Origin of the sequence: Microbacterium sp., from assembly GCF_030149085.1 — a bacterium.
GTDB lineage: Bacteria > Actinomycetota > Actinomycetes > Actinomycetales > Microbacteriaceae > Microbacterium.
This window is the reverse complement of sequence record NZ_JASBSF010000385.1, coordinates 1-7766: the sequence shown is the minus strand read 5'-3', so window position 1 is coordinate 7766 and position 7766 is coordinate 1. Positions and strand designations below refer to the sequence as shown.

Sequence of the window (7766 nt, the reverse complement as noted above, 5' to 3'; positions counted from 1 at the left end):
TATCGCGTGCACGATAACCGGTGCCCCGTGCTCCTTTGCGAGCTCGAGTGTCTCGATCAGCATCGGAAGGTCATGCCCGTCGATCGGGCCGAGGTACTTGATGTCGAGGTTCGAGTACAACGCCTCGTTGTTCGTGAATCGGGAAAGGAAACCCCGGGTTCCGCCCCGGACCCCCCGGTAGAAGGCGCGAGCCGCGGGCCCGAGCCGGCTGGAGATCCGGTCGGACCGCTTGCGCAGCGTCTCGTAGCTGGATGCCGTACGCACGCGGTTCAGGTAGCGTGCCATGCCGCCGATCGTCGGGGCATATGAGCGTCCGTTGTCATTGACGACGATGACGAGATTGCGGTCGTTGTCGTCCGAGATGTTGTTGAGCGCTTCCCACGTCATGCCGCCGGTCAGCGAGCCATCACCGACAACGGCAACGACATGGCGGTCACGGCGCCCGGTGCGGGCGAACGCCCGGGAGATTCCGTCGGCCCAACTGAGGGAGCTGGACGCGTGCGATGACTCGACGACGTCGTGCTCACTCTCTGAGCGCTGGGGGTAGCCGGCAAGGCCGCCACGGCTGCGCAGCTGTGAGAAGTCCTGGCGCCCCGTGAGGAGCTTATGGACGTATGACTGGTGCCCGGTGTCGAAGATGATCGGGTCATCCGGCGAAGAGAACACCCGATGCAGTGCGATGGTCAGTTCGACCACGCCGAGGTTCGGCCCTAAGTGGCCTCCTGTGCGAGCGACGTTCTCGACAAGAAACGCGCGCACCTCTTCCGCAAGTTCGCAGAGCTGATCCGTCGTGAGAGCGTCCAGATCCCGTGGCGAGCGGATCGTGGGAAGCAAAGCCATCTCACTCCTCCCGTCGGGTGGCATCCCAGCCGGAAATGCCATCTCGCAAGTCTATCGATGAGCCGAGGGGCGGGATCGAGCACTCCCGTGTCTCGACCTCGCCCCTCGGCTGCGTTCGACTCTCAGACGAGCGAGCGCAGCACGTACTGGAGGATGCCGCCGTTGCGGTAGTAGTCAGCCTCACCGGGTGTGTCGATACGAACAATCGCGTCGAACTCGACAGTCTGCTTGCCCTCCGGTGAGAACTCGCTCGGCTCAGCGGTCACGCGCACCGTCTTCGGGGTCACGCCCTCGTTGAGCTGCTCGAGGCCGGTGATGCTGATGATCTCGGTGCCGTCCAGGCCGAGCGACTTCCAACTTTCTCCGGCGGGGAACTGCAGCGGCACGACTCCCATTCCGATGAGGTTCGAGCGGTGAATACGCTCGAAGCTTTCAGTGATGACGGCCTTCACGCCCAGCAGGTTCGTTCCCTTGGCCGCCCAGTCGCGCGACGAGCCCGAGCCGTACTCCTTGCCGCCGAACACGACAAGCGGAATCCCCTGCTCCTGGTAGTTCATGCTCGCGTCGTAGATGTACGACTGCGGGCCGCCCTCCTGCGTGAAGTCCCGGGTGTAGCCGCCCTCGACGATCTGACCGTCGTTGACCGCTGCGACCAGTTCGTTCTTCAGTCGGATGTTGGCGAACGTTCCGCGGATCATGACTTCATGATTGCCTCGGCGCGAACCGTAGGAGTTGAAGTCCTTCTGCGCGACGCCGTGCTCGGCGAGGTACTGAGCGGCGGGCGTGCCGGCCTTGATGTTCCCCGCGGGGCTGATGTGGTCGGTCGTCACCGAGTCGCCGAGCGTTGCCATCACGCGAGCTCCGCGGATGTCGCTCACCGGGGTGAGCTCCATCGTCATTCCGTCGAAGTACGGGGCCTTGCGGACGTAGGTGGAGTTCTCGTCCCACTCGAACTGCGCGGCATCCGGGGTGGGGAGGCTGCGCCAGCGCTCGTCACCGTCGAACACCGTCGCGTACTGCTTGATGAACTGCTCGCGCGAGATCGACGAGTCGATGACTTCCTGGACCTCCTCAGTCGAGGGCCAGATGTCCTTCAGGAACACGTCGTTCCCGTCCTGATCCTTGCCGAGCGGGTCGGTCTCGAAGTCGAAGTTCATCGAGCCGGCGAGGGCGTAGGCCACCACGAGCGGCGGCGAGGCCAAGTAGTTCATCTTGACGTCCGGGCTGATGCGCCCCTCGAAGTTCCGGTTGCCCGAGAGCACGGCGGTCACCGCGAGGTCGTTGTCGTTGATAGCTGCCGAGACTTCATCGATGAGCGGACCGGAGTTACCGATGCAGATCGTGCAGCCGTAGCCGACCGTATAGAAGCCGAGCCCCTCGAGCGCCTTGTCGAGACCGGAGGACTCGTAGTAATCGGTGACGACCTTCGATCCGGGGCCTAGGGTCGTCTTGACCCACGGCTTGCGCTTGAGTCCCTTGTCGACGGCCTTCTTCGCCAGCAGGCCTGCGGCGAGCATGACCGACGGGTTCGAGGTATTGGTGCACGAGGTGATCGCTGCGAGCGTGACTGCACCGTTGTCGAGCAGGTAGCTCTGCCCGTCGGGCGTGGTCACCTTCACGGGCTTGGATGCCGCCGCAGGCCCTCCGGAGGAGATCAGGACGTTGTGCACGTGCCCGTCCTCATCACCGGGTTCCCCGCCCGGGTCGGATGCCGGGAAGGACCCCTGCGACTCCAGGTCGACGATCGACTCGGATGAGGTGGGCGTGGCGTAGTTGAGGATGTCCTTCTCGAACTGGGACTTGGCCTCGGAGAGAAGAATGCGGTCCTGCGGGCGCTTCGGACCGGCGATCGAGGGGACGACAGTACCGAGGTCAAGCTCCATGAACTCGCTGAAGACGAGTTCACGCGCGGGGTCGTGCCACATCCCCTGCAGCTTCGCGTAAGCCTCGACGAGCGCAACAGTCTGCTCGTCACGGCCCGTCAGGCGCAGGTAGTCGAGCGTGACGTCGTCGATCGGGAACATCGCGGCAGTCGAGCCGAACTCGGGGCTCATGTTGCCGATGGTCGCGCGGTTGGCAAGCGGCACGGATGCAACGCCCTCGCCGTAGAACTCGACGAACTTGCCGACCACGCCGTGCTTACGGAGCATGTCGGTAATCGTGAGCACGACGTCGGTCGCGGTCACACCGGCCGGAATGGATCCGGTGAGCTTGAAGCCCACGACCCGCGGAATGAGCATGGACACCGGCTGGCCGAGCATGGCGGCCTCAGCCTCGATCCCACCGCCTCCCCCGCCGAGCACGCCAAGCCCGTTGACCATGGTGGTGTGCGAGTCAGTGCCGACGCAGGTGTCGGGATAGGCGCGGAGCACGCCGCCGACTTCCCGGTCGTACACGACCTTCGCAAGGTGCTCGATGTTCACCTGGTGGACGATGCCGGTGCCGGGGGGAACGACCTTGAAGTCGTCGAAGGCAGTCTGGCCCCATCGCAGGAACTGGTAACGCTCGCCGTTGCGCTCGTACTCGATCTCGACGTTGCGCTCGAGGGCGTTCGGCGTGCCGAACAGATCCGCGATGACCGAGTGGTCGATCACCATCTCGGCGGGCGAGAGCGGGTTGATCTTGGCGGGGTCGCCGCCGAGGGCGGTCACCGCCTCACGCATCGTGGCGAGATCGACGATGCAGGGAACACCGGTGAAGTCCTGCATCACCACGCGAGCGGGGGTGAACTGGATCTCGGTGTCGGGCTCGGCATCCGGGTTCCAGGAGCCGAGCGCCTGGATCTGCTCCTTCGTGACGTTCGCGCCGTCTTCGGTGCGAAGCAGGTTCTCGAGGAGCACCTTCAAACTGAAGGGGAGCTTTTCGTACCCGGCGACGGAGTCGATCCGGAAGATTTCGTAGTCGGTCTCCCCGACTGTCAGTGTGCTCTTGGCACCGAAGCTGTCAACGGTGGACATGTGTGCTCCTTCGTCGGCGGAGGCGGGAAGCCGGTCGCTCCCCATCTTGTTCGTCGGAATCAGACCCTGCCAGCAAGGCGACCCTTACTGGATCTGAAGCCGAAAAGTATCTTGACGTCAAGATAAATGCTATCACTCGGTGCGTCGCGGATACAGCGCCCGAACCACCAGCCACGTCACGGCGATGAGTGGGGCGAACAGCGGGATACCCATGAGCAGCTTGGTGGTTCCGAGCGCGGTCACGTCTCCCGCGAAATAGAGCGGGAGCTGAACGATCAGGCGCGCAGCGAACAGGCTGGCCCAGGCGATCGAGAGCCAGAAGAAGACCCGACGCTTGCGCGGATCACGTCGCCAGGCTGTCCCCTCGCCCATGAGGAATCCCACGGCGAGTCCGATCAACGACCATCCCACCACGGCTGACACGAGAAACGCTGATCCGTAGATGGCGTTCGTGACGAAGCCAAGAACGAAGTTGTCTTCGGCCCTCCCGGTCCAGAGGGCAAGCGCTGCAGCTGCTGCGGCGGCGATCAAGCCCCCGAGCGCGGCGTTCACCGACGAGCGGGCAACAAGCCGCACCACGGTGAAGACCAGTGCGAGCCCCACCGAGACACCCAGCGCCAGCACGAGCTCGCTCGTGAGTGTGTACAGCAGGAGAAAGGCGAGGCTCGGGAGGACTGATTCGAGGATGCCGCGCCAGCCGCCGATCGCAGCCCAGACAGCGCGACCCGTCGTGACGTCTTGTGCGGGATCAAGACCAGCGCGACGAGCAGCTTCACCAAGAGCGGCGCTGACGGCATCCGAGACCCGAGGCTGCTCTCCGCTCATAGAGGAAGCGGCTGACTCGTCGGGCTGTGGAGCATCATCGGCGCCCGAGGGCGGAATGCTCACGTGGTACCCGGGGCTGCGGGCATTCGGAGCGGGATCAGGTCGCGCGGCGGCATGGGCGTGGTGCCGCGCACCACGACGATCGACCGAAACAGATCCTCGACTTGCGCTGCAGCGTCCACATCGGTGGCCGCAGCACCACCCACAACGCCACGGAGGAACCACCGGGGCCCATCCACGCCAATAAAGCGCGCGATGCGCTTGCCTGCCGACGGATCCGTCCCCGCGACAACGGGTACTTCCGCCAGGAGCTCCGGGCCGAGCGGGCCCTGACGCTCCTCGACGCGACCGCCCTGCTGGCGGATCTGCGCGCGGATCTGGTCTCGCGTCTCGTTCCACAATCCGGTCGATCGCGGCGCCGCAAAGGCCTGGACCTGCAACGTGGAACCGGCATAGTCAAGCCCGACGGCCACGATGCGCTTGGTCTGCTCCTCGACCTCGAGTCGTAGGTTCAGCCCTTCCCGCGGCAGGATCTTGATCGCGCCGAGGTCGATGTAGGGACGCACGGCGCGCGCTTCGGCCTCATCGAAGGGTCCAGACTGATCCCGATCTACGGGAGCGGACTTGGCATCCTTCTCGGGTCCATCAGCCGAGGCGTTCGGTGAACCCTCGTCGATCTGCTCCGTCATCGTGCTGCGCTCCGTCCCATAGCGTCAACGCTACCCCCGACGTAGCCGGTCGATCCGAACCCGCCCTCGCCGCGGGCGCTATCGGGCAGTTCCTCGACGGGGAGGAACCGGGCGATGGTGACGGGCATGATGATCATCTGAGCGATACGGTCGCCGACCGCGATCTCGTATGGTTCGCGTGCGTCGGTGTTGAGAAGGCACACTTTGATCTCGCCGCGGTAGCCGGCATCGACTGTGCCCGGCGAGTTCACAACGGTGATGCCGTGCTTGGCTGCAAGCCCACTCCGGGGAACGACAAAGGCCGCGTAGCCATCCGGGAGGGCGATGCGAACACCGGTTCCCACCAGCGCGCGCTCCCCCGGTTCGAGGCGCACAGCCTCAGCGGCGACCAGATCCGCGCCGGCATCACCCGGATGGCTATACGTCGGCGGGTGGGCGGCGATAATGGGGATGTCCACGGATGGGGTCACGCAACGAGGGTAATGCAGAACACGATGGCAACGACGAGAGTCCAGACCGCGGCCGACTATCGCGAACGGCTGGGGCCGTCGCTGTGGGTGATCGTGTCTGCCGCAGTGGTGGCACCCATGGCGGCACTGGTTCTCACCCCCATCGACACCACCGTCGCACTGGCCGCCGGCGCAGCGATCGGCGTCGTCGCGATCGCGCTCCTGGTCTGGGTGAGCCCGACGGTGCGCGTCGCCGACGGTCGCCTCTTCGCCGGTCGAGCCTGGATTGAGGCTCGCTACCTCGGCGAACCCGTTGCCCTCACGAATGAGGATGCGCGCTTCGCCCGTGGTCCGGGCCTGGATGCGACGGCGTGGCACGTCATCCGTGGCGGAATCGACGGCGTCGTCGTCGTCCCTGTCGTCGACCCGGATGACCCGGCACGAGCCTGGGTCATCTCCAGCCGAACACCGGACAGGCTCGCTGCGGCGATTCGACGCGCTCAGACAGCGCGCTAGGCGCTTCGGCGATAGCGCGCCGGGATCAGGCCGCGCACTCCTTGCAGATGATTCCGCCGGCTTCCTCGTGGTCCACCTGCGAACGGTGCTTCACCAGGAAGCAGCTCGCGCACGTGAATTCGTCCTGCTGCGGCGGCAGAACCACGACATCGAGTTCGAGGTCTGAGAGGTCTGCCCCCGGCAACTCGAAGCCCGACGGGTTGTCCGAATCGTCGACGTCGACCGAACCCGACATCTTGTCGGGGACCCGCTCCTTGAGCGCCTCGATGGACTCGCTGTCGTCGTCGCTCTTGCGCGGTGCGTCGTAGTCGGTGGCCATTCTCTACTTCCGTTGCGTGATGCTGTGGTGCGGTGCTGCGGGGCCGCTATGGGCGGCGATAGTTTGCACGACGGATCGGGATTTAGCAAATGCTCGGTCCGTGTGCCGACGTCATCGAAACGAGCGGCGCGCGATGGATATTCCCTGCCGCGGCGGTTCGGTGTGTCACCATGGGGCCGACACGCCGCAGAGGCACGGGAGGAGCGTGGGATGGAACAGCTCAGAGTCATCGCAACGGAAGACGATCAGCTGATCCTCGCAACGGAGTCGGGCGACAGGTTCACGCTCGCGCTCGATGATGCACTGGCGTTCGAAGTCCGGCGCGCCCGGCGGGCTCGCGAGTCCGACACGACAGCGGCGAGACCGAGCCCCCGTGACATCCAGGCGCAGATTCGTGCTGGCCTGAGTGCGGAGGAAGTTGCGGAGCTCTTGGGGGCTCGTGTCGAAGACGTTCGCCGCTACGAAGGTCCGGTCCTTGCTGAACGCGAGCACGTTCTCAGCCAAGCGCTGGCAGTCCCCGTGCTCGTTTCTGTTGAGCTCGAGCCCGACGGTGAGTCGACGTTTGGCGCAGCGGTGCGTGCGAAGCTCGCCGAAGCGGGTGCCACCGCGGAACGCTGGACCAGCTGGAAGGATGCCACCGGCTGGGTCATCAAGCTCGAGTTCCGCACCGGCGAAGTCGATCACGATGCCCGCTGGGGGTTCGACCCGCGCCGCACGACGCTGTCGCCGCTGAACACCGATGCGACGCAGTTGTCGCGGCAGGGCTCGCTCCCCGATGGTCTCATCCCACGGTTGCGCGCTCTCGATCCTTCGCCGTCGAAGGATGACTCGCGATTCGACTCCGGAGCGTTCGGTCCCCGACGAGACGATGACCAGGCACGCGACGCGGAGAGACCTGCAGAGCGCACCCCGGAGCGGGCGAGCGCTGCGGTTCGCGAGGCTGCTACCAAGCGCGCCGCCGATCCCGTCGTGACAACGTCCCCCGAGACAGCGGATCTGCTCGAAGCGCTGCGACGACGTCGCGGTCAGCGGGAGTCCGCTCCGGAGCCCAGCACCGATGAGGCGGAGCGTGCACCGGTTGCCCTGTTCGATGCCCTCGAGCCCGGTTACGACGAAGCCACCGCTCCCCCGCCGGCGGCAGCTGAAGAGGAATCTGCTGACCTCGAGGCGA

At 65.5% G+C, this 7766-nt stretch carries 8 protein-coding genes; 2 read left to right on the top strand and 6 right to left on the bottom strand.

What is annotated here, in order from left to right; genetic code table 11:
- The 5 genes from Q1V87_RS15300 to dut all read right to left on the bottom strand — a co-directional run.
- On the bottom strand, positions 1 to 840 hold an 840-nt coding region (locus tag Q1V87_RS15300), incomplete at its 3' end, for a 1-deoxy-D-xylulose-5-phosphate synthase N-terminal domain-containing protein (protein WP_300594798.1).
- Positions 841 to 962: 122 nt separating this feature from the next.
- Positions 963 to 3797 (bottom strand): aconitate hydratase, encoded by a 2835-nt coding sequence (locus tag Q1V87_RS15295; protein WP_300594795.1) that lies wholly within the window; start codon positions 3795 to 3797, stop codon positions 963 to 965.
- A gap of 132 nt (positions 3798 to 3929) precedes the next feature.
- Complete coding sequence (locus Q1V87_RS15290; protein WP_300594792.1) at positions 3930 to 4622, bottom strand: DUF3159 domain-containing protein; 693 nt, start codon at positions 4620 to 4622, stop codon at positions 3930 to 3932.
- Positions 4623 to 4681: 59 nt separating this feature from the next.
- Entirely contained in the window at positions 4682 to 5311 is a 630-nt protein-coding gene (locus Q1V87_RS15285) for a DUF3710 domain-containing protein (protein ID WP_300594789.1), read from the bottom strand.
- Positions 5308 to 5781 carry a dUTP diphosphatase gene (gene dut / locus Q1V87_RS15280; protein ID WP_300594785.1) on the bottom strand — a complete coding sequence of 158 codons (474 nt, stop codon included), beginning with the start codon at positions 5779 to 5781 and terminating at the stop codon, positions 5308 to 5310. The genes Q1V87_RS15285 and dut overlap by 4 nt, the downstream gene beginning before the upstream one ends.
- A gap of 24 nt (positions 5782 to 5805) precedes the next feature.
- Here dut and Q1V87_RS15275 point away from each other — a divergent pair, with 24 nt between their 5' ends.
- Entirely contained in the window at positions 5806 to 6276 is a 471-nt protein-coding gene (locus Q1V87_RS15275; protein WP_300594782.1) for a DUF3093 family protein, read from the top strand.
- Positions 6277 to 6301: 25 nt separating this feature from the next.
- Here Q1V87_RS15275 and Q1V87_RS15270 read toward each other — a convergent pair whose 3' ends face one another.
- Positions 6302 to 6595: a DUF4193 domain-containing protein gene (locus Q1V87_RS15270; RefSeq protein WP_300594779.1), complete on the bottom strand. Its 294-nt coding sequence runs from the start codon at positions 6593 to 6595 to the stop codon at positions 6302 to 6304.
- Positions 6596 to 6805: 210 nt separating this feature from the next.
- Between Q1V87_RS15270 and sepH the strand changes: the two genes are divergently transcribed.
- Positions 6806 to 7766: septation protein SepH (gene sepH, locus Q1V87_RS15265; RefSeq protein ID WP_300594776.1), on the top strand; the 961-nt coding region annotated here is incomplete at its 3' end.

What these genes read in the sequence shown, in the direction of transcription:
- Q1V87_RS15295 (WP_300594795.1), bottom strand. Translation starts at nt 3,797, where the DNA reads ATGTCCACCGTTGACAGCTTCGGTGCCAAGAGCACACTGACAGTCGGG.
- Q1V87_RS15290 (WP_300594792.1), bottom strand. Translation starts at nt 4,622, where the DNA reads ATGAGCGGAGAGCAGCCTCGGGTCTCGGATGCCGTCAGCGCCGCTCTT.
- Q1V87_RS15285 (WP_300594789.1), bottom strand. Translation starts at nt 5,311, where the DNA reads ATGACGGAGCAGATCGACGAGGGTTCACCGAACGCCTCGGCTGATGGA.
- Q1V87_RS15275 (WP_300594782.1), top strand. Translation starts at nt 5,806, where the DNA reads ATGGCAACGACGAGAGTCCAGACCGCGGCCGACTATCGCGAACGGCTG.
- Q1V87_RS15270 (WP_300594779.1), bottom strand. Translation starts at nt 6,595, where the DNA reads ATGGCCACCGACTACGACGCACCGCGCAAGAGCGACGACGACAGCGAG.